This is a genomic window from Desulfopila sp. IMCC35008 (assembly GCF_010646885.2).
Taxonomy (GTDB): Bacteria; Desulfobacterota; Desulfobulbia; order Desulfobulbales; family Desulfocapsaceae; genus Desulfopila.
Map to the genome: position 1 here is coordinate 5,988,193 of NZ_CP050700.1, position 24,458 is coordinate 6,012,650.

Below are 24,458 nucleotides of genomic sequence, written 5' to 3' on the forward strand. Positions count from 1 at the left end.
AAGTGTTAGTTGATTGCGTCGATCTGCTTGTAGAGTTCTCCGTATTCGGCAGAGAACTTTTTATTAACAAGCTTCTGGACGTTGGCCCGGAACGCTGCCTTGTCCAGTCCCTCTTCCGGTCCGATTATTTTCATGCCAAGTTTCTTCAGTTCGCCAAGCTCAGTTTCTTCTTTGTTCTTGACTGCTGCGGTGGCTTTCTGCCTGACTTCTGCAGCGGCTTTTGCGATTCCGTCTTGTTGTTCCGGGCTGAGTTTCTGCCAGGTCATTTCATTGATGACAATCACCTGACCGCCCATGATGTGGTCAGTGAGCATCATGTGCGACTGTACATCATAGAGTTTATTGGAGAGAACAACGTTCACGGGATTTTCCTGGCCGGAAACTACACCGGTTGCGAGTGCGGTCGGAACCTCAGACCAGTCAACAGGAACGGCAACTGCGCCGAGTCCCTCGACTGCTGAAGTGTATATTGGAAACGGGATAGAACGGATTTTTACACCAGAGAGGTCTGCAGGTGATTTGACCTCTTTATTAGCGGTTAACTGCCGTGTACCGAAATAGTAGCAATACAGAACTCGTACGCCAGCATTATTGACAAGGCCATCGTTTAGGGACTGCATGACCGGTGAGTTGATATCAGTTACCTTCATCAGATGATTGACATCTTTGTACAGGTAAGGGGTGTCAAGTGCGGCAAAGGGGGCGTAGAGAGAGCCAAACCCTCCGGCTGTGTTGTGGGAGAGGGCGATTACTCCGGTTGACACAGCTTCGGCCAGTTCCTGCAGTTTACCAAGCTGGGAGGAAGGGTAGACAACGATTTCCACTTCACCGTTGGTTTCTTTTGCTACTGCCTCTGCAAGCCATTCGGCCTGTAGTCCCGCGACGCTTGAGGGCGCGTTCATGTGACCATAACGGAGTTTTATGGTCTTGGCACAAAGACTTGATACTGCAACCAGGGACGTGGTTATGCAAAAGACCAGAGAAATGAGGACTGGTAGCTTGCACAGGTATTGTGTCATGCTGCGGTTTTGGTGAGAAAGGTGCTGGTTGGGATTCATGTACGGCCTCCTTGATGATTGATTTTGATGGTATTTGATTGTTCAATCAATTCTATGAATATCTAAAAAACTTGAATTTGTCAAAATGTTTTTATATTTTAGTAAATGATGTATTTTGATGTTTATTGATTCTATTCTAGATTTCGGAGGTATTGTCATCAGCACTGAAAAACAGAGAAGAGGGCGCCCCGGGATAGTCGAAGTAGCCGAGGCCGCTCAGGTTTCGACGGCAACGGTTGACAGGGTTCTCAACAACAGAGGAGGGGTACGTGAGGCAACTGCAAAACGCGTACTGAGTGCGGCGACAGAGCTGGGATACCTTTTTGATTCGCTGCCGGTGGATAACAGCAGGGTAAAACCATTAAAGGTTGTATTCCTGTTGCCAACCGGAACCAACCCGTATCTAAAGCATCTTGAACAAATTATACGAACTGATGATCATCTCCAGAGATCCTGTAATGTTCGATGTGATTGTAAACTTGTCCATGGATTTGATGCAGGCGCTCTTGCAAAAGAGATTCGTAGTCATGCAACCAGCGCTGACGGAATTGCTGTAATGGGTTTGGAACACCCGATTGTTCGGGAAGCTGTCAATGAGGTGACAAAAAGAGGGACACCAGTTGTAACGATAATCACTGATGTAAGCAACTGTTCAAGAACTGCATTCGTCGGGCTGGATAATCGCGCTGTCGGACGCACCGCAGCCCATCTTATGGCACGTTTTAGTGGCAGGAATGAAGGAGATGTCGGCTTGATTGCGGGAAGTCTCAGCTATTTGGCTCACAATGAGCGTGAAATGGGTTTTCTGGCGTATATGCAGGAAAATTACCCGGGGCTACGGGTTGTTGGTGCCCGTGAGGGCCATGATGACTTTGAAGAGAACTACCAACTGACTCTTTCATTTCTGAAACAACATCAGAACCTGGTCGGTATTTACAATATCGGTGGTTCATCGGGTGGAGTTGCTGCAGCTCTTCTGGAAGCAGGCAAGGGGGATTCTCTTGTTTTTATAGGTCATGGTCTGGGGGAAGATACGCGAATGATGCTGATTGAAGAAACAATGGATATTGTAATCCATCAGGATCCACTGGCTCTAGTACACAATACCTGTCAGATTTTTCTGAATCTCTCTAAGGGAATTGCTCCATTGGGTGGAATCCCGAAACTATCGATGCAAATAATATGCAGAGAGAACCTGCCTTAGTTCTGACATATTGTAAACTGCTCTATGGGAAGTATCTTCATGAGTTTTAAAAATCTTCAGTGAACGGTTTTGCATGAAAATTCATCGCAGTCAACTTGTCGGTGTTTCAGAGGTTTCTGCCACTGGTTTATTGAGACTGGATAGCCTGTTCTCTATTTTTCAGGATATGGCTATCCTGCACACTCGCCAAATCGGAATAGAGGTAAATGACCTGCTGGATATCGGCAGGACCTGGATGCTCAATCGTGTTGCGGTAAAAATTATGGATTTACCACGCTTTGAGGAACATATTGATGTGTACACCTGGTCAAGGAGTATCGTTCGATTTAAAGGGGTACGTGATTATGAAATTCTTGAAAAAGGGGAGGCGATTATTGCTGCCTCTTCCCTGTGGGTGTATGTGGATATTAAGAATGGCAGACTTGCCAGGGTTCCGCCTGAATATGCAGATCGTTACAGCGTCGTTGAAAGCCGGGCAACTGATGTTGACGTTGAGAAGGTAGACTTTGTTGATATCACTCGCCCTGATTTTATCTTACAAATTGCGACCAGGGTATCGGATTATGATATAAATGGTCATGTCAATAATGCGGTTATGCTCCAATATATTCAAACAGCGTTATATCGGTATTTTGATGAGCAGAAATCTCTCGGCGGGTTAGATGTGCAATTTTTACGCGAGATCCCTCTTACGGTAACCGATGTTACTGTATATCTTGAGAAAACTACTGAAGGTTGCCTTTTTGAAGTCAGAAATGAAAATACCGTTTGTGTCAAGGGAAAGCTCCTTCTGATGTAAGTCGGGATCTCACTTTATTCTCTGTTATTTAAAGCTTGGAATAATTTTACCTTTATTCCTGGGTTTTTGTATTTGAAAGCTGCTACCTATAATGCGGTAGTTTAATCAAGTCGCTGTTTCAGATACTACCCTCGTACGCCATGCTTCTTTATGGTATGTAATAAGCTACAGAGCTCATCTGATTTATTAGTGGACTGTTAAAGAAAGCTCTTCTTAAAAGTATGGAGAACGACCCCTTTGTGGTGAGGTAGAACAGAAACTATGCCATTTTAATGGCCAGGTAGGAGGACAACAATTATGGATGATTGTATTTTCTGTAAGATAATCGCAGGTGAAATCCCATCTGAAAAGCTCTATGAAGATGACGATATACTTGCTTTCAAGGATATTGCCCCCCAGGCACCGGTTCATTTCCTGGTGGTTCCCAAGAAACATATTTCCATGCCGGCAGATGTTGAAGAAGTTGATGACCTGGTAATGGGCAAGGTCTTGCGAATTGGTGCCCAGGTGGCAAAGGAACAGGGTGTGGCGGATAATTACCGGGTTATTTTTAATAACGGGGCCAAATCAGGCCAGGTGGTTTTCCACGTCCATATGCATATCTTGGGCGGGAAGGACAAGCCCTGGCCTATGTAGGAGCCGTTCGGCCCTATAATTTACGCGGTGTCAGGTGAATACCTGCCAGCATACACCGTACGGAGCCGCCGGCAAGTTCGATGGTGGGGACTGAAAGAGGCACGATCTGTGCCGATTGCCCAATGATTTCTTTCTGCTCATCTGTCAGGGCGTCGGCGGCCCGTTGCGACATGGCGAGGATGGAGCCATCATTGCCGGTCAGCTCAAGGGCGTTGCCCGCAAAGTTATCGATCTGCTCGAAACTGAGATCAACTATTTTGCGACCGCTGTTTTCCAGCCTCTTCCTGATTTCCATTCGCCTGCCTTTATCGACGATCATTTCCAGGCAGATGAGGGCGAATTCGGTACCGATACACATCATCACATTGGTGTGGTAGATTGGTGTGCCGTGGGTATCGGCGGTATCAAAGGCCATCGGCTCAAACTGGAAATTGGAGCAGAATCGTTCGAGAATGATATCACTGGCCCGATTCGATTTTGCCGTATAGGCAACCCGTTCAATGTGATCCAGCACCATGGCCCCAGTCCCTTCCAGAAACAGATTATCCCATTCAAGTCCCGAATAATCAATCACATCCTGCACCCTGTACTCGCATTTGAGCATCTCAATCACATCCTGGCGACGCTCCCTGCGCCTGGAGGGGGAATACATGGAATAGACGGCGATATGGCCACCGGGATGGGTTGAAAACCAGTTGTTCGGAAAAACTGAATCAGGTGTCTCCCGCTCACCAAAATCATCAAAAACATGAACACGTACGCCTTTCTTTTTCAGTGTTTCGACGGCTGCATCAAATTCTATCCTGGCCTGGAGTGACACGTTTGTATCCGGTGTGGCGCTTGCTTTTTGAAAGGCGTTGTCGGTGGCGGTTTCAGGATTTGAGTGAAAACGCCAGGGGCGTATCATTACTACACCATTTGGAGCTTGAATCAGTGCCATGGGTGCATTCCTCTATGGTATCTGAATTACATATGCTTTCAAATAAATATTCACCAGAAGAAAGGTAACGCAGTTCGTTGTGGGTGACAATAGAATTTGCTCCCCGGTTTCATTTGCATCGTAGCCCGGAAATGAGATGTATTATCAGGTAGTCCGTCTTTTTTGACTCTTGTTTCCTACCTGGCATATAATAGAAGGAGAACCAACATCCGGTTTCTAACGATTTTGGTGCCAGATGTCAGGTGCAATGCGATTATGAAACGATGGGAATGTTGCCCGTCGTTACTATAAACACGTTTGAAAACGAGTGATGTATCCTGTTTTCAAGCTATTGCGACCCCAGCCAATGGAGGTGCACCATGCCATATTTCAAGAAAATTCTTCTTCCTGTGGACGGTTCGATCAGCTCAAAGCTTGCCAAGAAAAAAGCGGTGGGTATTGCTTTAGCGATGTCGGCTGAGATTGTGCTCGTGTATGTAACTGGCCCAATTCCTGCGTTTATCGTAGGGAAACCGCGTGAAGAAGCTGAGCTGGCTCAGAAGGAAGAAGCGGAAATCGTCCTTCGTCCATTCCGTGAGTTTCTTGGTGAAAACAAAATTACCTATTTTGAGGTGATTCGTCATGCCAGTAATGTAGGTAACGAGATATGTCAGATCGCGCGGGAAGAAGGGTGTGACCTTATTGTAATGGGATCACGGGGCATGAGTGATCTTGAAGGACTCGTCATGGGCAGTGTCACCCACCGGGTCCTGGCACTTTGCGGGATTCCTGTCCTGGTGGTGAGGTAGCCGGCAGTACCCTGCGGGAAAAGGCCCTCGGTGCCGTCTTAGAAATTGTTGTGGCTGTAAGAAAAGTCTACTCTGACTTATAGCCGAAAAACAGGAGTACGGTACCGCTTGAGTCTATTAGACACTCAGAGTATGTGCTTCTATGCCCCAAAGGGTAGCCGGGGAGCCAGACTACAGATCACGCATCTGGGGGAGGATGAGATCCAGGTCCTCGGGTCTGTCCACACCGAATCCCTGGTAGTCCGTCATGACCACATGTATAGAGATGTCTGCTTCGAGAAGCCGCAACTGTTCAAGCTTTTCAATTTTCTCAAGCGGGCTCGGCGGGAGGCTGGTAAATGTTCGCAGGGCGGTTAACCGGTACGCATAGAGTCCGATATGGAGCAGGTAATCCGTATGGGCAAGGTCTGCGTCCCGGATATAGGGGATTTTTGAACGGGAGAAATAGAGTGCATTGCCTTCTGATGAACGGACCACCTTGACCCTGTCCGGATTCTCAGCTTGCCGAGCATCGATGATACGAGCAAGGGTGGTGACCTGTATAGACGGGTTGGAAAAGGGCTCAACAAGCTTTCCGGGCATGTTGCGGTCCAGTGCCGGCTCATCACCCTGTATGTTTACTACCACAGCCTCGTCTTCCAGTCCCAGGATTTCTGCAGCCTCCATGATCCTGTCTGATCCGGAGGGGTGGTCAGGGTCGGTCATCACCACCGGGACATTCCATTTCTCTGCCGCATCATATATGCGCCTGTCATCAGTCGCCAGGCATACTTTTTTAAGTAAAGGGCAGCTCGCCGCCCTCTCATAGACCCAATAGAACATGGGTTTTCCAAGGATATCTGCCAGGGGCTTTCCGGGGAATCTATGGGATTGGTAACGAGCTGGAATAATAGCGTAACAAGGAGGGAGGCTGCTCATACTGAAAACCTTTATCAAAAGAAGATGGTCTGCACGCCGGTGGAGAGGCGGTATGGTATTAGTATCGTATAGGGTCTTGGCACAGAATAGTACCGACTGAATTCAATTCTGGCCATGGAAAAATCAGGTCGCGGCCCGGGATGGCGCTTATAATCGGGCCGCTAAGGCAGGGTAGGTTGACATCTTCTTTTACTTTGTCGCCGCTTTTTTGTTTTTTACCAGTTCACGGAGATAGTCAAACCAGCTATCCATTCCTTCGCCGGTGGTACTGGCAAGCTCAAGAACCTTCATTTTAGGGTTGATCTGAAGCGCTTCTCTTTTAGCCTCTTCAACAGGGAAATCAAAGTAAGGCAAGAGATCAATCTTGGAGATCATGAAGGTGTCTGCGGTGGTGAATGTCTTGGGGTATTTAGCCGGTTTGTCCGGGCCCTCCGGTACGGAGACAAGTACCACACGTTCGTGTTCACCAAGATCGAAAGTGGCTGGGCAGACGAGATTGCCTACGTTTTCTATGAAAAGGATATCCACATCTTCATACCCCGGCTCTTTTTCCAGTTGGTGGAAGCCGCGATGGGTCATGGCCGCGTCGAGGTGGCAAGCACCTCCCGTGGTCAATTGCACAACGGGTACGCCTTTGGCGCGGATGCGTTCCGCATCGCGATCGGTTTCCGGGTCGCCCTCAATGACACCAATCTTTAACTCACCTTTCAGGGCCTCTATAGTGTGTTCTAGTAGGGTGGTCTTGCCTGAACCGGGGCTGGATATGAGATTGAGTGCCACTGCACCAATATCATCGAAATGTTCACGGTTGGCACGGGCCATGGCATCGTTTGCCGCAAAAAGGCTGGCGTGCACATCAACAGTCTTTTTTTCATGACTGTGATCATGATCATGATCGTGGCTATGGCCGTGGCTGTGATCGTGGTCGTGGTCGTGGTCGTGATGATGGTCTGAAGGGCTGGGGCATCCGCATGTATCGCACATAATTGTTCCCTCGTTTATATCGTGTCGGGATGAATGTTATTCCATCTCGACCTGTTTTAAAATCAGGTCATCTCCGCCGGATGGGACGAGGAAGACCTCCTGGCATTTTTCACACTGATCGGGGCGGTCCCCAGTTGTTTTAAACTCGTGTTTGCAGGTTGGGCAGTTGTAGGTTACCGGGGGTACCTCAATGATCAGCTTGGCATCTTTGAGTAATGGATCCTGCGGCGAAAGAGCCTCGAAACCAAAGGTGAAGGAATCGACAACCACACCGGAGAGCGGTCCGATCTCCATTGTTATCTTGATGACCTTGGTCATCTTGTTTTCAATTGCAAGGTCGTTGAGCTGCTGGATCAAGCCCTGGACCAGAGACATTTCATGCATGACTGATCCGGGCTCCTAGTTTACATCCTTTTTGGTCACTTCGACCCCAAGATCTGTAAGTCGCTTCAGGATCATGTCGGCGACCTCAACCATGCGGTTTGCGGCAATATCAGAAAGTTCTATCGATTCAGTAAGTTCCTTGGGTATGATGGTGTAAAATTCGACCTCGTTGGGCGATTCACCGCGCAACTTACAGACTTCAAGAATCTCAAGCAAGCCGAGTTGGTGGGGCGACATTTTGGTCTGGAAAGCACCGGCACGGACATCGTCGAGGGCGTAGAAATGAAATGAACCTGGCTCACCCTCAATATCCACGACATCGATAACGAGTACCGGGTCGCAGGTTTCGAGAAACGGTGCCATGTAGATACCTGCTGTCCCTACATCCTGGATATCAACGTTATCAGGGAAATCATAGTTGTTTTGCAGGTACTGGACGACGTGTACTCCGAACCCTTCATCGCGGAGCAGAAGGTTGCCGATACCGGCGATGCCAATTTTCTTCTTTTCAGTTGTCATGATATGATGTTTTTTTTAACAAATTCTTGGAAGTGGCTCGCCATGAAGCGGGGTGACCACGCGTGATCCACCAACGGGGGTGTTGATTGTGACCCGGCCTGCTTTTCCGGCCGTCACTCTGCCTATGATGACCGCCTCGGCACCTTCGGATGTCGAGCGCATGATTTCAAGAGCCTGTTCCGCTTTATCCGCAGCAACGACGGCAAGGCATTTGCCTTCGTTGGCCAGATACATCGGTTCCAGCCCAAGCATCTCACAGGCAGCGCGTACCGAGGGGCGGATGGGTAAATCCTCATCACGCAATTCGATGGAAAGCCCGCTGCTGGCAGCAATCTCATTGAGTGAAGTGGCCACACCTCCACGGGTTGGGTCACGCAGGGTATGCACTGCCCCGGGTATTTCTTGGAGAAGCTTGGCTACCAGTCTGTGGAGGGAGCGGGTGTCGCTCTTAAGATCACCTTCCAGGGCAACTCCAGCCCTGCGGGTCATAATAGTAATACCGTGGTCTCCAAGTGTTCCTGAAAGCAGGATGGCGTCACCTTCTTCCGCTTTAGCGGAGGATATCACCACATCTGTATCGACCACACCGATTCCGGAAGTATTGATGAATATCTTGTCACCTTTGCCTTTGGGAACTACCTTGGTGTCACCGGTGACGACAGGTACATCGGCTTCCTTGCAAGCCTCACTGATCGACTGGATAATACGTTCCAGATCGTCAAACGGCAAGCCTTCCTCGAGAATGAGGCCAAGGCTGAGGCAAAGTGGTTTGGCACCACGCATGGCAAGGTCGTTTATGGTACCATGAACGGCGAGTTTACCGATATCACCGCCTGGGAAAAAGAGCGGATCAACAACATAGGAGTCAGTGGTAAAGGCAAGATTTCCTTTCTGGTTCTCAATGATTGCACTGTCTTCAAGGCTGTGCAGTGTCGGGTTGTCCAGATATTTCAGGAACAGGTTGCCGATCAGTTCCTGGCTGGCAAGACCGCCGCTGCCATGGTCAAGAAGAATTGTTTTTTCAGCCATTATTTCTCACGTCTCACTTTCACAAAATATCAAAAATATTTAAGCGGTTTGTGGGGTCAGGCTTAAGCCTGACCCCGGCTAGTCATCCTGACCGTATTTATGGTAGGCGGCACATGTTCCTTCGCTTGAAACCATACAGGGACCAATCGGGTTGGCAGGAGAACAACGTTTGTTAAAGAGCGGGCATTCATTAGGGGTGGCAATGCCTTTTAAAATTTGTCCACACATGCAGCCCTTGGCCTCTTCCACTTCCGGAAGGACGATATCCAGTCGAACCTGGGCGTCGAATTGGCTGTATTTATCACGAATTTTCAGACCACTGCCGGGTATCACACCTAAGCCGCGCCATTCCATATCTGCTGGCTCAAAAATCTCTTCAACCATCTGACATGCTCGGGCATTTCCTTCCCAGGTAACGACACGGGGGTAAATATTTTCAACCTTAATGTCGTTGTTTGCAACCTGTCTGGCCAGCATAATCAACCCCTTGACCAGATCGGCAGTCTCAAAACCGGCAACGACGCAGGCCAGACCATATTTCGTGGCAAGCGGTTCATACGCCTTGGCCCCGATAATTGAGGACACATGACCCGGGCAGAGCAGCCCGTCTATCTTGAGTTCAGGATCATCAAGCAGGGCGATCAGCGGCGGTGGCATGGTTTTCTGGGTGGAAAACACCACAAAGTTCTCAATACCCTGCACCTTGGCCGCCATGATCGTTGCGGCAATGGTCGGGGTTGTTGTCTCAAAACCGACTCCAAGAAAGACGACAAGCTCGTCCGGGTTTCTCTTGGCGAGGTCAAGGGCGTCCATGGCAGAATAGACGATATCGACCTTGGCACCACGTGAACTGGCGTTGGCCAGTGAGCCATTTGAGCCCGGCACCCTGAAAAGGTCCCCGAATATTGCGACCCGTACACCAGGCTGGTCGGCCATGGCGATAAAGGCGTCCATGTGCGGAGCAGAGGTGACGCAGACAGGGCAGCCGGGGCCGGAGACAAGCTCCATGCCTTTGGGCAGGATAGTGCGCAGTCCATTGCGAAAAATGGCCATGGTATGCGAGCCGCAAACCTCCATCACTCTCAGCGGTTTAGTGACAACCTGCTGCAGTTCCTCTACCAGCGGTTTGACCAGCTCAAGGTCTCGATATTCGTCGAGGTGCTTCATATAATATCGGTCCTCAGCAGTTCCTCAGGCATGGTGTCTGCGAGCTGTTTGAGTAAGGCCAGGTTTTTCTTTGCTTCTTCTTCGACCAGGGAGTGGATGGCGAAACCGGCATGGATGATGACATAGTCACCGACATTGGGCCAGTGGTCGACGATATCGAGTCGGACTTCTTTACTGATGCCGTCGGCGTCGACGGTCGCAATCTGGCTGGTGGTAAAATCGTCCGGATCACCTTCAACCTTGGTAACCTTCATGGGAATTGCGAGACACATGTTGCAGACCTCCTGTTATTGTCTGACCGAGGGAGATTCCGCCATCGTTAATCGGCAGTGTTTCCCCGGTATATACTTCAATGTTATGTGGTGGTAATGCATGGAATAACCCCTCCAGCAGCAGGCTATTCTGCATGCAGCCGCCTGCCAGCACAACTTGCCTGACTCCGGTGGATTCAGCAAGGTGTCGTACCACGTCTACGAGGTTGCCGATCAGCATGAAATGGAACATCATGGCAGCCTCTTCAGGCGATGTGCCTGTTTGCACAGCAGCAGCTAGCAGTTTAACAAATTCTGCGGAACAAATCTCTATTTTTCCGCCCTCTTTGCCCAATTGGAAAGGCTCGCTGCGGCCGCAAAAGTCTTCGATCTGGTGGTGCCAGGTCGATGTCATCGACCGTCTTGCCAATGATTCCAGTTCGATGGCTGCCTGGCCCTCGTAACTGATATCTTGCCGTACTCCTAATATCGAGGCGGCGGCATCGAATAACCTGCCGCAACTTGAGGAGAGCGGGGTGTTGAAACCATTGTCCAGCATGGTATGGATGACCTTCCTTTTTTCAAGTGGTATCCGGTCAAGTGATTGTGGCAGCAGTTCGTCCGGGCAGGGACCATCGAAGGCACTATAGAGTGCCGAAAGCCCCATGCGCCAGGGCTGTGCCGCGGCGGCGTCTCCACCGGGCAGGCGCAACTGCTGAAGGTGGGCGAGACGTTTATAGCTGGTGAGATCGGCAAGAAGAATCTCACCGCCCCAGATTGTCTTGTCGGGTCCATACCCTGTTCCGTCCATAATAACGCCAAGCACGGGGCCTGAGATACCATGCTCGGCCATGACTGTGACGGCATGGGCGTGATGATGCTGGACACGGTAGAGCGGGATATCGAGTTCAGAAGCATAGTGGCTGCTGAGGTAATCAGGATGCTGGTCGCAAACGGCGATCTCTGGTTCAATCTGAAAAACGTTCTGCAGGTGCTCTATTGATTCTAGGTAAAAATCATAGGATTCCAGATTGAACAAGTCGCCTATGTGTTGACTCAAAAAAGCACTGTTTTCGCGACCGAGACAAAAGGTGGACTTGAGTCCGCCGCCACAGCCGATAACTTGCGGAAGTTTCCAGGGGATCTCAACCGGTGCCGGAACATAGCCCCGGGCTCGGCGATAAATCTGTTGCCTGCTGTTGGTGACCCGGGCCACGGAGTCATCGATCCGGGTTACGATATCCCGGTTATGCAGCAGAAAATTGTCGGCGATTTTTCCAAGACGCTGGATGGCATCGTCATTGGCTGTGCAAATAGGGGCACCGCTAACATTACCTGACGTCATCACCAGTGCATCCGGGCATCCGGGTTGTTGAAAGAGCAAGTGGTGAAAGGGCGTATAGGGCAGCATGACGCCGAGCTCATCAATTTGAGGTGCGAGGTTGTCGGCAAGGGAGAAAGTATCTTTCTTGTGCAGGAGTACGATTGGTTGCGCCGTGGATTGAAGGAGTTGTTTTTCCTCTTCACTGATGTGGCAGTGCTGTTTAACAACTTCCAGGTTGGCCATCATGACCGCAAGTGGCTTGTCTGGACGACCTTTTCTTTGGCGCAAGGTTTGCACAACCTGATGCGAATAGCCGTTTACCGTCAAATGAAATCCACCCAGGCCGCGGATGGCCAGGATCTTGTCGGCTGCCAGTGCTTTGCTGGTTTCGGTGAGTGGTGAGTCGGTTGGCAGTAGCTGGCCTTTATTGTCATGAAAACTCAATTGAGGTCCACAATCACCACAGGCGTTGGGCTGGGCGTGAAATCTCCTGTCGGTAGGATCGTGATACTGCTCATCGCAGACACCACACATGGGAAAGACCTTCATAGAGGTCTTGGGCCGGTCATAGGGAATCGATTCCACAATGGAAAATCGAGGTCCGCAGTTGGTGCAATTTATAAACGGGTAGTGGTGGCGATGATCTTTTGGGTCGAGCATCTCGGCCAGACAGTCACTGCAGAGTGCGATGTCTGGTGGGATGGCGGTACAGGCTGTGTCACCGGTTTTGCTTGCAAGTATTGTAAAACCGCTGACGTCACTTGGTTCACTGATTTCATGGTGCTCAAGTGAGACGATTCGGGAAAGGGGAGGGGCCTCAGCCTCCAGCGCCTCCACAAATGCAGAAAGCCTGTCGCCTGGAGCGTGGGCATGTACAACAACCCCGTCACTGGTGTTCGTCACCGTGCCGTTTATCTCAAGGCGAGAGGCCAGATTGTAGACAAAGGGCCGAAACCCTACACCCTGGACAGTGCCGCGGATGAGGATTTCGAACCCTTTTGGATCCTTCATGCTTCTTACTGCTATTCCTTATGCAGGAATTTGTCACCCGTAAAAATAGAGGAGATAATTCCTTCAGGTTCCTTCACGTCATTCCAGATACAGAGATATACGTGAATGATGGCGAACATCATGAACCACCACATCAACAGGTGATGGATGTAGCGTCCCATCTGCTGGCTGCCGAAAAGGGCAAGACCCCAGCCTTCCCAGAAGGGGGCTTCGGGGAACAGCATGAAGAAACCGCTGATGATCATGAGGATCGCGATGATAAAAGTGAACACGTAGGTCAGTCCGGCCAGGACATTGTGGCCGAGACGGGTCTCATGTTCTTCTGTGATGTAGGCATAACGAAGAATAGTGCCGAACAGATTCTTGATGTTACGTGGGGTGATCGGCAGGATATCCCAGATACGTTCCTGCTTGTTGCCGAAAATGTAGAGAAAGGCACGGATAATAATTGCACTCGCAAATACATAGCCGGCGACAAAGTGCATAAAACGCATTGTTGCCATTGGAAAACTGGCGCTGCCTTCTATCATGGTATTGGTCCACGGGCCGTTGATATAAAACCCGGTGGTAACCAGCATCACAATAGACAGGGCATACATCCAGTGAAAGAGCCGGAACAGTATGGACCAGCTTTGCTTCTTTACATATGTTGCCATTGTCTTAACCTCCTACGGTTTAATCCGGAAAAGAATGGTTTCTTGTCATAAAAGTACTGTGATTACAGAGCTTTTACTTTTACCATTTCCTTACCTTCCGGATCAAGCATGTGAACCGCACAGGCAATACATGGATCGAAAGAGTGGATAGTACGCAGAACCTCAAGCGGCCTCTCCGGATCAGCAATCGGGTTGCCCATCAGGGATGCTTCGTATGGTCCAAGCTGGCCGTCGGCGTCACGTGGGCCCGCATTCCAGGTGGAAGGCACGACACACTGGTAATTCTTGATCTTACCATCCTGGATAACGATCCAGTGCGACAGCAGACCACGAGGTGCCTCGTGGACACCAACACCACGTTGCTCACCTTTCGGGAACACCGGTGCATTGAAGATCTCGTAATCTCCGGTGGCCAGGTTGTTAACCAGCCTGTCCCAATGCTCAAGGCAAAGATCGGCCATCATGCCGGCGCGTACTGCCCGGGCCGCGTGACGTCCGATGGTTCCGTGCAGGATCTCAGGACCGACCTGAACACCAGCAACAGAGCTGACGCTTGAGAGGAAAGAGTCGACAGACTTGACTGTTCGCTCGTGACCCTGGGCATAGCCGACAACCATCTGGGCCAGGGGACCAACCTGCATAGGCTTGCCCTGGAAGCGAGGGGCTTTGAGCCAGGTGTACTTGCCGTCATCCTCAAACTCGGTATACTTCGGATCTGTGGACTCCTCCCACGGATGCTTGGACCAGTCACCTTCGTACCATGCCTTGGCAACCGATTCCTCGACATTCTCTTTGAAGTACTGATTGTTCAGTCCCTCTATCGGCTTCACAGTCGAGAGGTCTCCGTCGAAAACGGTACCGCCGGGCAGGTCTGCCTTGGTGGCCTTGGCGTCGAGGAACATATCCGGGGCGGCCAGGTAATTCAGAACACCAGGTCCGTACGGCAGCCAGTCTTTGTAGAGTGCGCCTACTGCAACAACGTCTACCATGTATACCATCTTGATGAAGTCGCGTACTTCCTCTACCAGTTGCTTGATATAGTAGAGACGCTCCATGGTTACAGCTGTTTCATTTTCAGAGAAGAGGTTGGTGGTTACACCACCGACAGACAGGTTCTGGACGTGCGGGTTTTTACCGCCGATGATCGCAAGCGCCTGGGTTGCCTTACGCTGATAATCCAAGGCCTCCAGGTAATGGGATACCGCCATCAGGTTTGCCTCAGGTGGCAATTTCATTGCGGCGTGGCCCCAATAGGCGTTGGCGAACGGTCCGAGCTGGCCACTGGCAACCAGGCCTTTGACCTTCTCTTTTACCGCTGCAAACCGTTTCGGGCTGTTTCCATGCCAATCAGAAAGACTGTCGGCAAGACGTGCGGTCGCAACCGGGTCAGCATCGAGAGCGGAAACAACATCTACCCAGTCAAGAGCGGAAAGCGCATAGAAGTGAACGATATGGTCATGCAGACAGTGAATGGACTGGACCATATTCCTGACGAGCTGGGCATTTAAGGGAATCTCGAGTCCCAGTGCGTTTTCAACCGAACGAACGGAAGCAAGCGCGTGTACGGTGGTACAAACACCGCAGATACGCTGGACAAAAAGCCACGCATCGCGTGGATCACGACCTTTGAGGATATTTTCCAGACCACGATACATCTGGCCGGAAGACCAGGCCTTAGTGACCTCGCCACCGTCAACCTCTACATCTATTCTCAAGTGACCCTCGATCCTGGTTACCGGATCAATGGTAATTCGCTGAGCCATTATTCAAACCTCCAAAAAAATTTTAAATACCGGATGCCTCTGATTCTTTCTCTGACGGAACCGGTATGAATTACATAATCGAAATGGACCGGATTGACCGTAACCGGACTATTCGTGGCTGTCGCCTTTACCTTTGATCAAACGTTTACCGACGCCAACCGCTGCGTGTACACCAATCGCTGCGGCAGTAACGCCAAGAACTTTCTTGCCGATATTATCTGCGTCTTCGATGATGCCGGTACCAGGAATCTTCACGTTCGGCAATCTCTCGTAGAACGGAGTCATGGTATCCCAGAAATCGGGTTCGGTACAGCCGATACAACCGTGACCGACGGATACAGGCCATACGCCGACGTCGTTGAAGCGAACGGCAGGACAGTTTGAGAAGGTTTCAGGTCCTTTACAGCCAACCTTGTAGAGACAGTAACCCTGCTTGTGGGCTTCATCACCGAACTGCTCGACAAAGCGACCTTCGTCGAAGTGGGCGCGACGCTCACAATGATCATGAATTCTGCGACCATAGGCAAATGTCGGACGATTCAATTTGTCCAGCTTCGGTAGTTTCTTGAAGGTGAGGTAATGGAGGATGGTTCCGAGGAAGGAAACCGGATTTGGCGGACAGCCGGGGATATTGACGATCGGCTTGTCTTTAACCAGATCCCATACACCTACCGCGCCAGTTGGGTTCGGGGCTGCTGCCTGAACACCACCGAAGGTGGCACAGGTGCCGATGGCGATGATAGCAGAAGCCTTTGGTGCGACCTCGGCAAGAATTTCCATTGCAGGTTTACCTGCGATCTGACAGTAAATACCGTTTTCCTTGGTCGGGATTGCGCCTTCCACTACCAGGATAAACGGGTGATTGTTGACGGTGTCGTGCAGGTTGTGCTCTGCCTGATGACCGGCTGCGGCCATAACCGTCTCGTGATAATCGAGTGAAATGATGTCCAGGATCAGGCGAGCCAAATCCGGGTGGGATGAGCGAAGAAGACTCTCAGTACATCCGGTACATTCCTGAAAATGCAACCAGATAACTCGTGGTCGCTCACCAGAGGCGGCTGCCTCTACCATTTTCGGGATCATAGCATCGGACAGCCCCAGAGCTGCTGCTGCCATTGTGCACCCCTTGAGGAAGCCGCGTCGATTAAGCCGCGGATCCAGAGTTTTGTTTACCGTGTCTGCCATATCAACCTCCTATTGCTGTACAACAATTTTGCGCAAAGCGCGATTGCGCCGGCATAGATGCCGGAAAATAAGATGAACCAGCTTAACCTCTCTTACCATTCGTCTGCCTTGATGAGAATCATCAAAAAAACGGAAAAGAAAGGGTATAAGACTACGAAGCAATCAGTCCAGTACATAGAAGTATTCGCACACAATTGCAATTGAAATGCGCGAGCCAACTGTTAAGTAATTTTTATGGCAGAATTAAGAAATGATGAATACAGAGAAAAAAACGTATTGTGAACAGTCTGTTATATGGTATTAGGAACAACTAAGAAGATGAGGCATGGTATGCTTGTCGGCTGGGCGTTTTGGTCAAAAATGTCATTTTTTCTTGAAGCCAAAGACACCACTCTTCGATTTTGAAGAAAAAGCGGGCCTGTTTCGCTTGTTCGAAGAATTGGCCCGGGGTTTTCTCGTGGGCGTGTTGGGCGTGCTGGGCGTCACGTTTAAATCGTCGTCTGAAACTGGTTGACCACCAGTGGCTTCGATGTAGCAGTGATAGAACAGGACGCACTTCTTGAAGTAACTTTTCTTGCGGAGCCACTTCGGCCAACTGTTATTATGCCGGTTATGGATCAGCTGCGAGAGGTTGGTGAGTAGAACGGTTATGTCCTGGCGCAAGGATCTGCGAAGGTTCAGCTGCTGGCCTATTTTTTCATCGAGGTCCCTGCGTATGCGTTTGGAAACCTGGTACAGGGCCGGCCCCTTCAGCTTCGTCGAAAAAATCTGGTACTGGTGTTCCGCCCAGGGAATCATGATAAGCGCTAACATGAAAAAATCGGGTTGTCTGGAGACGCCATTTTCCTGGGCCAGTACATTTATCCTGTCAATTACCGAGAAGATATTGCGGAGTTGCTCGCGATACCCAGGGCCATTGGGGTTGGCAGCATAAAAGGTTTTTTCATACAGTTGGAAAAGCTGCAGGAAAATGCCGGAATCTGCTGCCAGATCGAACCAGGCAACAGCAGAACCGGAGTAAATATCTTTAAGTGTTTCGTCACGAAGTCGCGAGGGGGGGCAGAGCAGAAGTTTGTCGTGGCTTTCACAGATTGTCTGCCACGACTCAGGCTCTATGGTGAAATTGTTGCGGGCACTGTGACGGATAGCACGTATCATCCGAACGGGGTCGCGATTGATACGCTTATCCGGATCTCCAACAACCCGGATAATAGAATCGTCGAGATCCTGTACACCATTTACGTGATCGATAATTGTCTGGCTTTCAATTTCGTAGAAAAGCGAGTTGATCGTCAGGTCACGCCGCTGGGCATCTTCATCAAGGGTTCCGTAGGTGTTGTTGGGTGCGAGTACAGCCTCCGGGCCGTCCATATCATGTTCACTCAGGGAGCGGAGGGTTGAGACCTCTACAACTTTGCCGTGCTTAAAGAATACCTGGACCAGCCGGAACCGCCGGCCGATAGTGTTGGAGTTCGGGAAAAGTTTACGGATTTGTCCCGGACGGGCATCTGTGCTGATGTCAAAATCTTTCGGTTTCTTACCAAGATAGAGGTCCCTGACTCCGCCACCGACCAGGTAGGCAGCAAAGCCAGCCCTGTTCAGCTTACGCAAGGTGAACAGGGCGTCCGGGTCGATCATGTCCAGGGTGATAGGGTGTTCCTCAGGAGGAATGATCCGTCCTGTCGGTCCACCGGGATCAGGTGAAGTTGTACTTTGTCCCTCTGGATTATCCATGGAGTATGGCAAATTACGCGGGCTGGGCGAAGCCTTTCCCTTCTTTGTAAACGGATTCGGCCTGCTCCTTGAACATTTTGAAAATTTCGGCAACCGGTAAAATGGACTTCATTTTGTATGTATTGGCTCCAGCAAATACAAGTCCTTCTTCCACATTGCCCTCTCGTGAGGCCATGAGTCGCTCACTTATACAATAGTGATGGTCGCATTTTTTTAAGCAGGCATGGGCGCACTTTTTGGTGCTGAAGTCGCCTCCTTCATTTTTGGAAGCAACAAATGGGGTGGCGATGGCCCTGCCAGGCATACCAACGGGAGAAGAGGTGAGCACGATATCCTCTTTTTCGGCATCGAGGTAGGCCTGTTTGAATTCGTCTGAGACATCGCATTCTTCGCTTAAGACAAAACGTGAGGCAATCTGAATGCCGTCGGCGCCATATTGGTCCATCATTTCTGCCATTTCATAACCGTTTGTGATGCCTCCGGCAGCAATGAGCGGGATTTTTTTAACGACGTCACGGATGGGAGGGAAGATCTCTCGAAGTGGCTTGTCCGTTCCAAGATGCCCGCCCGCCTCGCTTGCTTCAACAATAATGGCGGCGGCACCGAGTTTTTCTGATAACTTGGCCAGGGTCGGGGATGAGACAATCATGACAATGGGAACGTTGTATTCCTTGCCTATCTTGAAAATATCCCTGGAGAAACCAGCGCCGGTAATAATCATGTCCACGCCGGACTTGATTGAGCATTTCACCATGTTGGTGAAGTTTTTCATGGCATACATGATGTTGACGGCAACGATACCGTCTGTCATCGATTTTGCTTTTCTGATGTCGGCCTCAAGTTCCTCTTCAGGGATGGCAGAGCCGCCGATTACACCAATACCGCCACAAGAGGCCACAGGTGCCGCCAGCGCCGAGGTGGAAACTCGAATGGACATGCCACCCTGGATAAGAGGGAAAGGTGCGGTAAAGTTGCCGATTTTCAGTGATGGTAGTTTCATAAAACTTAAATCCTCAAAAAGTAATTACGTAGTTTCTGGCCGAAATTTTATTGTTTTGGGCCGGAAACTAATTATGCAGAATCCGATAATGCCTGTCTTGCTATATTTTGTCAAGCAATGGAGTTGCCTGTAATTGCAGGTTTATGGTGCAGTTACAGCAAGCGGCTTCTGCACCTGCTGGCCTATTGCAAGGGGATTACAGCAAATTTTGCTCATGCTTGACAAACATTGAAAATTGCGCTTTATTTTATACTTTTTTCTAGTCAGTTATCATAATAATCATTGTAAGTGTAATAGTCGGAGAAATAATTTGAAACTCAAGGCCCTTAATGGGTTTAAGGATATATTGCCTGAAGACGTTTGGCTCTGGCGGCGGATAGAAACCGAGGCCAGAGATGTCTTTGGCCGGTTTCAGTTCCGTGAAATCCGCATGCCCATCCTGGAAAAGACCGAGCTTTTTGCCCGTTCGATCGGTGAAGCCACTGACATAGTAGAAAAGGAGATGTATTCCTTTGTCGATAAGGGTGTAACCATGAGGCCCGAGGCAACCGCTTCGCTGATACGTGCCTATATCGAGCATGGTCTGTACATACACCGTCCGGTCCAGAAACTTTTTGTCATTGGCCCGATGTTTCGACATGAGCGACCACAAAAGGGACGGTTGCGGCAGTTTCACCAGTTGAATGCTGAGGTACTGGGTGCCCATCACCCGCGGGTCGATGCCGAGGTGATGGCCATGGCGGCAATGTTGCTCGAAAATATCGGGATTGAAGTACGTCTTGAGATGAATTCGCTCGGTTGTCCTGAATGCAGGCCGACTTTCAGGGCCAAGCTTATTGCTTTTCTTGATGAGCGTATGGATCATCTGTGTGATGATTGTAAACGTCGGTATAGCACCAATCCCCTTCGGGTACTCGATTGCAAAAAAACCGGTTGCCGTGAGCAGGTGGAAGATGCTCCTTCCATTCTGGACAATCTTTGCACTGAATGTGATGAACATTTTACCGGTGTGCGGTCTAACCTCGAACAATTGGGGGTAAAATACAGCCTCAATAAGTTTATGGTTCGTGGTCTGGACTACTATTGCCGTACTACTTTTGAGTTTATCACGAATGACCTCGGCTCGCAGTCAGCTGTTGGTGGCGGTGGTCGGTACGATGGGTTGGTCGAACAACTGGGCGGACCCAAAAAGATTCCGGGTATCGGCTTTGCTTTCGGAATCGAACGGTTGGTCCTATTGCTGCAGCTCAAGAAAAAAGAGGCTCAGAATCAGCAGGAGCTCGATATTTTTGTTGCCGGACTTGGTGAAGAAGCCGCAGCTGCCTGCTACCCATTGGTACATGAATTGCGCAAAGGCGGCTTGCGTGTGGCCATGGATCATGAAGGGCGCAGCTTGAAGAGCCAGATGAAACAGGCCAACAAGGCGGGTTCAGGATTTGTCGTTATTGTCGGTGACGAAGAGCTGAAGAGTGGTGAAGCAATATTACGCAATATGGCTACCCAGGAGCAGCAGACCCTTCAGCTGAATGTTGATGCCGTGAAAAAGGCCATAAACTGTTAGGCCCGGACACGATCGTAAAATGTATACTCCCCATAGCTTGCAGATGGGGCAATTTAATTGGATATAGACGTAATTATGGAATCAATGGGAAGTATGGTTCGCTCACATTCATGTAATGTGCTCGGAAAAGAGAATATTGGGGAAGAAGTAACACTCATGGGTTGGGTGTTGCGCCGGCGTGATCATGGCGGGGTTATTTTTATCGATCTTCGTGATCGTGAAGGGTTGACCCAGGTGGTGTTTAACCCGGATACTAATCCGGAAACACATGTCAAGGCGCACCAGTTAAGGAGTGAGTGGGTATTGGCCGTGAAGGGTACTGTGTCCGCACGACCTGGTGATATGGCTAACCCGAAACTTGTCACCGGTGAGATTGAGGTGCTGGTGGATGAACTGCGAATTCTCAATACCAGCCAGACTCCTCCCTTCCCACTTGATGAAGATGTGGAGGTGTCGGACAATTTGCGCCTGCAGTATCGCTATCTGGATCTGCGTCGTCCGGAGATGGCAGCCAACCTCATTATGCGCCATAAGGCGGTTCAGTCAATCCGCACATACTTGAATGATGAAGGTTTTCTGGATGTGGAAACCCCGATGCTGACCCGTTCGACTCCGGAAGGTGCCCGGGACTATCTTGTCCCAAGCCGGGTAAATGCCGGAAAGTTTTATGCATTGCCCCAGTCTCCACAGCTCTTTAAGCAATTACTGATGATTGCTGGTATGGATCGCTATTACCAGATCGTCAAATGCTTTCGTGATGAAGATCTGCGCGCTGATCGACAGCCGGAATTTACCCAGATCGATATGGAGCTCTCCTTTGTAGATGAGGAGAAGGTGATCGAGATCACAGAGGGTATGATTGCCAAATTATTCAAGGATACACTTGGACTTGATTTTCAGCCGCCTTTTAACCGGATGCCCTACGATGAGGCAATGGCACGCTTTGGTACTGACCGGCCTGATACCCGGTTCGGGCTGGAGCTTATTGATCTCACTGAGATTGCAAAATTCTGTTCCTTCAAGGTGTTCAGGTCGATCGCTGACGGAGGCGGAACTGTTAGGGCAATCAATGCCAAAGGTTGTGCCACTTTCTCCCGTAAGGATCTCGACGATCTGACCGCATATGTAGTGCAGTTTGGTGCCAAGGGGCTTGCCTGGGTCAAGATGAAGGCGGGAGGTGAGTGGCAGTCGCCAATTGCCAAATTCTTTACCGATGAAGAGCGTGCAGCTATCAATACAGAACTGGCAGCAGAGGAAGGCGATGTTCTCTTTTTTGGTGCTGACCAGAAGGCGGTGGTTTTCCAGTACCTGTCTGAACTGAGACTTGAGCTGGCGAGACGTCTCGACCTGTTGAAGTCCGACCAGTTCAATTTTATCTGGGTGACCGACTTCCCATTAATGGAATACGATGAGAAAGATAAACGGTTCCAGGCCCTTCATCACCCGTTTACCGCACCCAGGGAAGAGGATCTTGAAATGCTCGGATCCGATCCGGGAGCGGTATACAGCCGGGCATACGACCTGGTCTTAAACGGTACCGAGATCGGTGGTGGTTCAATCCGTATCCATCAAAGTGATGTCCAGGCCCGGGTCCTGCATGCACTAGGGATAGAGGAAGAGGAGGCCAATGACAAGTTCGGCTTCCTGTTGAAGGCACTTGAGATGGGTGCGCCGCCTCATGGTGGTCTCGCCTTTGGGCTTGACCGACTGCTTATGCTGATTACCGGTTCCAGCTCAATCCGCGACGTTATCGCTTTTCCGAAAACCCAGAAGGCGACCTGTCCGCTCACCGAAGCACCTGCCGGTGTTAGCAGAAAGCAGCTGACCGAATTGTATCTGCGGCCGGATTGGAAGGAATAAACGGTATAGAGCTCTTTACAGGCCGGTAGAGGGTATAACCTTTTCCGGCCTTTTTCATTTGTTATACCGGTAAGATGCCGAACACCCTTGCCCATCTTGGAATTCAGGGAATATTGACCCGGAGTCTCACAAAAAAGGCGGATCTGAAGTGGATCTACCTTGGCTGTGTGATTCCGGATATTCCCTGGATCATGCAGAGAGTCGTTCATGTCCTGCTGCCCGATCTTGACCGGTATGAACTCTATCTCTACTCGGGTGTGCAGAGTTCACTTTTTTTCTGTCTCATCTTTTCCGCAGGTCTGTCCCTGGTTACCCGTCGTACCGGTTTCGTCTATCTGATTCTGTCTGTCAGCTGCCTGCTGCACCTGCTTTTTGATGCTACCCAGATAAAATGGGCAAACGGGATCTTGTTGGCGGCACCATTTAGCTGGAAAGTCATCTCGTTCGGTTTCTATTGGCCGGAATCGGCTATAACAATCGGCCTGACCGCTTTAGGGCTTACCTATGTCCTGCTTAAGTGGAGGATGTTTCTACTTTCTCCCTCATCCGGTTTGACCAGGAAATATCTGTCACTGGTTGCGGCCGTGTTTTGTTTGGCGGCCTATCTTGGAATGCCGTTTCTTTTCAGGGAAGAGATGCTGGCAGCGAACAATTACTCTATTGCAACACTGCGTGACAAGCAGAAACGCACGGGAAAGTTGGTAGCTTTTGACCGTGCCCTGTTGCTGGTGGAAAAGGACAGGGTCCTGTTGCGTAACTTTAATGACGAGCTTTTTGAGGTCGATGGCCTGGTACAAGGCCTCAACTCCTCAGTGATCTCCATCAAAGGTCGTTTCACAACTCCTTATAGAATCGAGGTGTCAGCGTACCACCTTCACCCGGCAGGGCGGAGGGAGATAGCTTCAATAGTTGGACTTGCCCTGGTCGTATCAGGATGGTTATGTTTTTTCATTGTATCTGCACGAAGCAGAGCAGGGGACGGGGGCGCTCGTCGGTAGGGGCGTGGGGTTCTGCTTCTGTATGGACTGATGATCATATTGCTTCTGATGCAGTTTTTTTACTTGTGAGTAGCGTGGGTGGGAAGTATATACATGAATTAACAGCCAGGGGAAGTTACCGGGGTTGTTATTCTATATCCCACCTCTCTTATTAGTGTCCCCGTCGGGGATGGTTGAAACCCCTCGCCTTTAGGCGAAGAGAAGATTAAAATTGTCGCTATGCGACGTTACAGACTTGGATCTCATACAAAAACAGACCTGAAGGTGCACATAATTTGGATCCCCAAGTATCGAAAAAAGGTACTGAAGGGTGAAGTTGCTGTGCGCACTCGTGATATCCTCAGGCAAATTGCATATGAACATGAACTTGAAGTGATCTCTGGCAAAGTAGCGAGCGATCATGTTCATATGTTTATAGGGTATCGACCGACCCAGAATATAAGTAAAATCGTTCAATGGTTAAAAGGAATCAGCTCGCGGGTCCTATTGTCCGAATTTACCCACCTAAAAAAGCAATTTTGGGGCAGGCATTTATGGGCTCGAGGTTACCTTGCCGTGAGTTCAGGCAACATAACCGATGAGATGATTCAACAGTATATTGAAGAGCATGAGGGTGAACCGGTTAATGCCGACAACAGTCGATTTCCAATCGACCCCTCTTGAACCCCTCGTCTTAAAGACGAGGGTTG

23 protein-coding genes are annotated in these 24,458 nt (G+C 50.0%); 8 read left to right on the plus strand and 15 right to left on the minus strand.

What is annotated here, in order from left to right:
• Window positions 1-5: 5 nt before the first annotated feature.
• Window positions 6-1,058 carry a TRAP transporter substrate-binding protein gene (locus tag GA520_RS25630; RefSeq protein ID WP_205749194.1) on the minus strand — a complete coding sequence of 351 codons (1,053 nt, stop codon included), beginning with the start codon at window positions 1,056-1,058 and terminating at the stop codon, window positions 6-8.
• Between the two features lie 118 nt (window positions 1,059-1,176).
• On the opposite strand from GA520_RS25630, the gene GA520_RS25635 reads away from it, so the two are divergent.
• The 3 genes from GA520_RS25635 (at window position 1,177) to GA520_RS25645 (ending at window position 3,697) form a co-directional block, all read left to right on the plus strand.
• Complete coding sequence (locus GA520_RS25635; protein ID WP_163336244.1) at window positions 1,177-2,262, plus strand: LacI family DNA-binding transcriptional regulator; 1,086 nt, start codon at window positions 1,177-1,179, stop codon at window positions 2,260-2,262.
• A 73-nt stretch (window positions 2,263-2,335) separates the two neighbouring features.
• Entirely contained in the window at window positions 2,336-3,061 is a 726-nt protein-coding gene (locus GA520_RS25640; RefSeq protein WP_163336245.1) for an acyl-[acyl-carrier-protein] thioesterase, read from the plus strand.
• A 294-nt stretch (window positions 3,062-3,355) separates the two neighbouring features.
• Window positions 3,356-3,697, plus strand: a complete 342-nt coding sequence (locus GA520_RS25645) for a histidine triad nucleotide-binding protein (protein ID WP_163336528.1) — start codon at window positions 3,356-3,358, stop codon at window positions 3,695-3,697.
• A 13-nt stretch (window positions 3,698-3,710) separates the two neighbouring features.
• On the opposite strand, the gene ctlX is transcribed toward GA520_RS25645, so the two are convergent.
• Entirely contained in the window at window positions 3,711-4,637 is a 927-nt protein-coding gene (gene ctlX, locus GA520_RS25650; RefSeq protein ID WP_163336246.1) for a citrulline utilization hydrolase CtlX, read from the minus strand.
• 359 nt (window positions 4,638-4,996) lie between these two features.
• Here ctlX and GA520_RS25655 point away from each other — a divergent pair, with 359 nt between their 5' ends.
• Window positions 4,997-5,425: a universal stress protein gene (locus GA520_RS25655; protein ID WP_163336247.1), complete on the plus strand. Its 429-nt coding sequence runs from the start codon at window positions 4,997-4,999 to the stop codon at window positions 5,423-5,425.
• 171 nt (window positions 5,426-5,596) lie between these two features.
• On the opposite strand, the gene kdsB is transcribed toward GA520_RS25655, so the two are convergent.
• From kdsB to GA520_RS25720, 13 genes are all read right to left on the minus strand, one after another.
• Window positions 5,597-6,343: a 3-deoxy-manno-octulosonate cytidylyltransferase gene (kdsB, locus tag GA520_RS25660; protein WP_163336248.1), complete on the minus strand. Its 747-nt coding sequence runs from the start codon at window positions 6,341-6,343 to the stop codon at window positions 5,597-5,599.
• A gap of 189 nt (window positions 6,344-6,532) precedes the next feature.
• Window positions 6,533-7,327 (minus strand): hydrogenase nickel incorporation protein HypB, encoded by a 795-nt coding sequence (gene hypB / locus GA520_RS25665; RefSeq protein WP_163336249.1) that lies wholly within the window; start codon window positions 7,325-7,327, stop codon window positions 6,533-6,535.
• Window positions 7,328-7,363: 36 nt separating this feature from the next.
• Complete coding sequence (locus GA520_RS25670) at window positions 7,364-7,711, minus strand: hydrogenase maturation nickel metallochaperone HypA (protein WP_163336250.1); 348 nt, start codon at window positions 7,709-7,711, stop codon at window positions 7,364-7,366.
• 15 nt (window positions 7,712-7,726) lie between these two features.
• Entirely contained in the window at window positions 7,727-8,230 is a 504-nt protein-coding gene (locus tag GA520_RS25675; RefSeq protein WP_163336251.1) for a HyaD/HybD family hydrogenase maturation endopeptidase, read from the minus strand.
• A gap of 15 nt (window positions 8,231-8,245) precedes the next feature.
• Window positions 8,246-9,259, minus strand: a complete 1,014-nt coding sequence (hypE, locus tag GA520_RS25680) for a hydrogenase expression/formation protein HypE (protein ID WP_163336252.1) — start codon at window positions 9,257-9,259, stop codon at window positions 8,246-8,248.
• Between the two features lie 78 nt (window positions 9,260-9,337).
• The gene (gene hypD / locus GA520_RS25685) at window positions 9,338-10,426 is read right to left on the minus strand and encodes a hydrogenase formation protein HypD (protein WP_163336253.1); all 1,089 of its coding nucleotides are present in this window, start codon (window positions 10,424-10,426) and stop codon (window positions 9,338-9,340) included.
• Complete coding sequence (locus GA520_RS25690; protein ID WP_163336254.1) at window positions 10,423-10,698, minus strand: HypC/HybG/HupF family hydrogenase formation chaperone; 276 nt, start codon at window positions 10,696-10,698, stop codon at window positions 10,423-10,425. The genes hypD and GA520_RS25690 overlap by 4 nt, the downstream gene beginning before the upstream one ends.
• Window positions 10,661-13,012, minus strand: a complete 2,352-nt coding sequence (hypF, locus tag GA520_RS25695) for a carbamoyltransferase HypF (protein WP_163336255.1) — start codon at window positions 13,010-13,012, stop codon at window positions 10,661-10,663. The genes GA520_RS25690 and hypF overlap by 38 nt, the downstream gene beginning before the upstream one ends.
• An 11-nt stretch (window positions 13,013-13,023) precedes the next feature.
• Window positions 13,024-13,668 (minus strand): Ni/Fe-hydrogenase, b-type cytochrome subunit, encoded by a 645-nt coding sequence (gene cybH / locus GA520_RS25700; RefSeq protein WP_163336256.1) that lies wholly within the window; start codon window positions 13,666-13,668, stop codon window positions 13,024-13,026.
• Window positions 13,669-13,730: 62 nt separating this feature from the next.
• The gene (locus tag GA520_RS25705) at window positions 13,731-15,431 is read right to left on the minus strand and encodes a nickel-dependent hydrogenase large subunit (protein WP_163336257.1); all 1,701 of its coding nucleotides are present in this window, start codon (window positions 15,429-15,431) and stop codon (window positions 13,731-13,733) included.
• Window positions 15,432-15,539: 108 nt separating this feature from the next.
• On the minus strand, window positions 15,540-16,616 hold the full coding sequence (locus tag GA520_RS25710) for a hydrogenase small subunit (RefSeq protein ID WP_163336258.1): 1,077 nt from the start codon (window positions 16,614-16,616) through the stop codon (window positions 15,540-15,542).
• Window positions 16,617-16,979: 363 nt separating this feature from the next.
• The gene (locus tag GA520_RS25715; RefSeq protein WP_163336259.1) at window positions 16,980-18,350 is read right to left on the minus strand and encodes a polya polymerase; all 1,371 of its coding nucleotides are present in this window, start codon (window positions 18,348-18,350) and stop codon (window positions 16,980-16,982) included.
• A gap of 13 nt (window positions 18,351-18,363) precedes the next feature.
• Window positions 18,364-19,350, minus strand: coding sequence for a nitronate monooxygenase family protein (locus GA520_RS25720; protein WP_163336260.1), 987 nt, complete (start codon window positions 19,348-19,350; stop codon window positions 18,364-18,366).
• Window positions 19,351-19,660: 310 nt separating this feature from the next.
• On the opposite strand from GA520_RS25720, the gene hisS reads away from it, so the two are divergent.
• From hisS to tnpA, 4 genes are all read left to right on the plus strand, one after another.
• Complete coding sequence (gene hisS, locus GA520_RS25725; protein WP_163336261.1) at window positions 19,661-20,911, plus strand: histidine--tRNA ligase; 1,251 nt, start codon at window positions 19,661-19,663, stop codon at window positions 20,909-20,911.
• Between the two features lie 75 nt (window positions 20,912-20,986).
• Window positions 20,987-22,771 carry an aspartate--tRNA ligase gene (gene aspS, locus GA520_RS25730; protein WP_163336262.1) on the plus strand — a complete coding sequence of 595 codons (1,785 nt, stop codon included), beginning with the start codon at window positions 20,987-20,989 and terminating at the stop codon, window positions 22,769-22,771.
• 74 nt (window positions 22,772-22,845) lie between these two features.
• Window positions 22,846-23,769: a hypothetical protein gene (locus GA520_RS25735; RefSeq protein ID WP_163336263.1), complete on the plus strand. Its 924-nt coding sequence runs from the start codon at window positions 22,846-22,848 to the stop codon at window positions 23,767-23,769.
• Between the two features lie 219 nt (window positions 23,770-23,988).
• Window positions 23,989-24,432, plus strand: coding sequence for an IS200/IS605 family transposase (tnpA, locus tag GA520_RS25740; RefSeq protein ID WP_163336264.1), 444 nt, complete (start codon window positions 23,989-23,991; stop codon window positions 24,430-24,432).
• Window positions 24,433-24,458 lie beyond the last annotated feature (26 nt).

Bases quoted from the DNA above. Each gene is read 5' to 3' on its own strand.
- GA520_RS25630 (WP_205749194.1), bottom strand. From the start codon at position 1,058: ATGAATCCCAACCAGCACCTTTCTCACCAAAACCGCAGCATGACACAA.
- GA520_RS25635 (WP_163336244.1), top strand. From the start codon at position 1,177: ATGTTTATTGATTCTATTCTAGATTTCGGAGGTATTGTCATCAGCACT.
- GA520_RS25640 (WP_163336245.1), top strand. From the start codon at position 2,336: ATGAAAATTCATCGCAGTCAACTTGTCGGTGTTTCAGAGGTTTCTGCC.
- ctlX (WP_163336246.1), bottom strand. From the start codon at position 4,637: ATGGCACTGATTCAAGCTCCAAATGGTGTAGTAATGATACGCCCCTGG.
- GA520_RS25655 (WP_163336247.1), top strand. From the start codon at position 4,997: ATGCCATATTTCAAGAAAATTCTTCTTCCTGTGGACGGTTCGATCAGC.
- kdsB (WP_163336248.1), bottom strand. From the start codon at position 6,343: ATGAGCAGCCTCCCTCCTTGTTACGCTATTATTCCAGCTCGTTACCAA.
- hypB (WP_163336249.1), bottom strand. From the start codon at position 7,327: ATGTGCGATACATGCGGATGCCCCAGCCCTTCAGACCATCATCACGAC.
- GA520_RS25670 (WP_163336250.1), bottom strand. From the start codon at position 7,711: ATGCATGAAATGTCTCTGGTCCAGGGCTTGATCCAGCAGCTCAACGAC.
- GA520_RS25675 (WP_163336251.1), bottom strand. From the start codon at position 8,230: ATGACAACTGAAAAGAAGAAAATTGGCATCGCCGGTATCGGCAACCTT.
- hypE (WP_163336252.1), bottom strand. From the start codon at position 9,259: ATGGCTGAAAAAACAATTCTTCTTGACCATGGCAGCGGCGGTCTTGCC.
- hypD (WP_163336253.1), bottom strand. From the start codon at position 10,426: ATGAAGCACCTCGACGAATATCGAGACCTTGAGCTGGTCAAACCGCTG.
- GA520_RS25690 (WP_163336254.1), bottom strand. From the start codon at position 10,698: ATGTGTCTCGCAATTCCCATGAAGGTTACCAAGGTTGAAGGTGATCCG.
- hypF (WP_163336255.1), bottom strand. From the start codon at position 13,012: ATGAAGGATCCAAAAGGGTTCGAAATCCTCATCCGCGGCACTGTCCAG.
- cybH (WP_163336256.1), bottom strand. From the start codon at position 13,668: ATGGCAACATATGTAAAGAAGCAAAGCTGGTCCATACTGTTCCGGCTC.
- GA520_RS25705 (WP_163336257.1), bottom strand. From the start codon at position 15,431: ATGGCTCAGCGAATTACCATTGATCCGGTAACCAGGATCGAGGGTCAC.
- GA520_RS25710 (WP_163336258.1), bottom strand. From the start codon at position 16,616: ATGGCAGACACGGTAAACAAAACTCTGGATCCGCGGCTTAATCGACGC.
- GA520_RS25715 (WP_163336259.1), bottom strand. From the start codon at position 18,350: ATGGATAATCCAGAGGGACAAAGTACAACTTCACCTGATCCCGGTGGA.
- GA520_RS25720 (WP_163336260.1), bottom strand. From the start codon at position 19,350: ATGAAACTACCATCACTGAAAATCGGCAACTTTACCGCACCTTTCCCT.
- aspS (WP_163336262.1), top strand. From the start codon at position 20,987: ATGGAATCAATGGGAAGTATGGTTCGCTCACATTCATGTAATGTGCTC.
- GA520_RS25735 (WP_163336263.1), top strand. From the start codon at position 22,846: ATGCCGAACACCCTTGCCCATCTTGGAATTCAGGGAATATTGACCCGG.
- tnpA (WP_163336264.1), top strand. From the start codon at position 23,989: ATGCGACGTTACAGACTTGGATCTCATACAAAAACAGACCTGAAGGTG.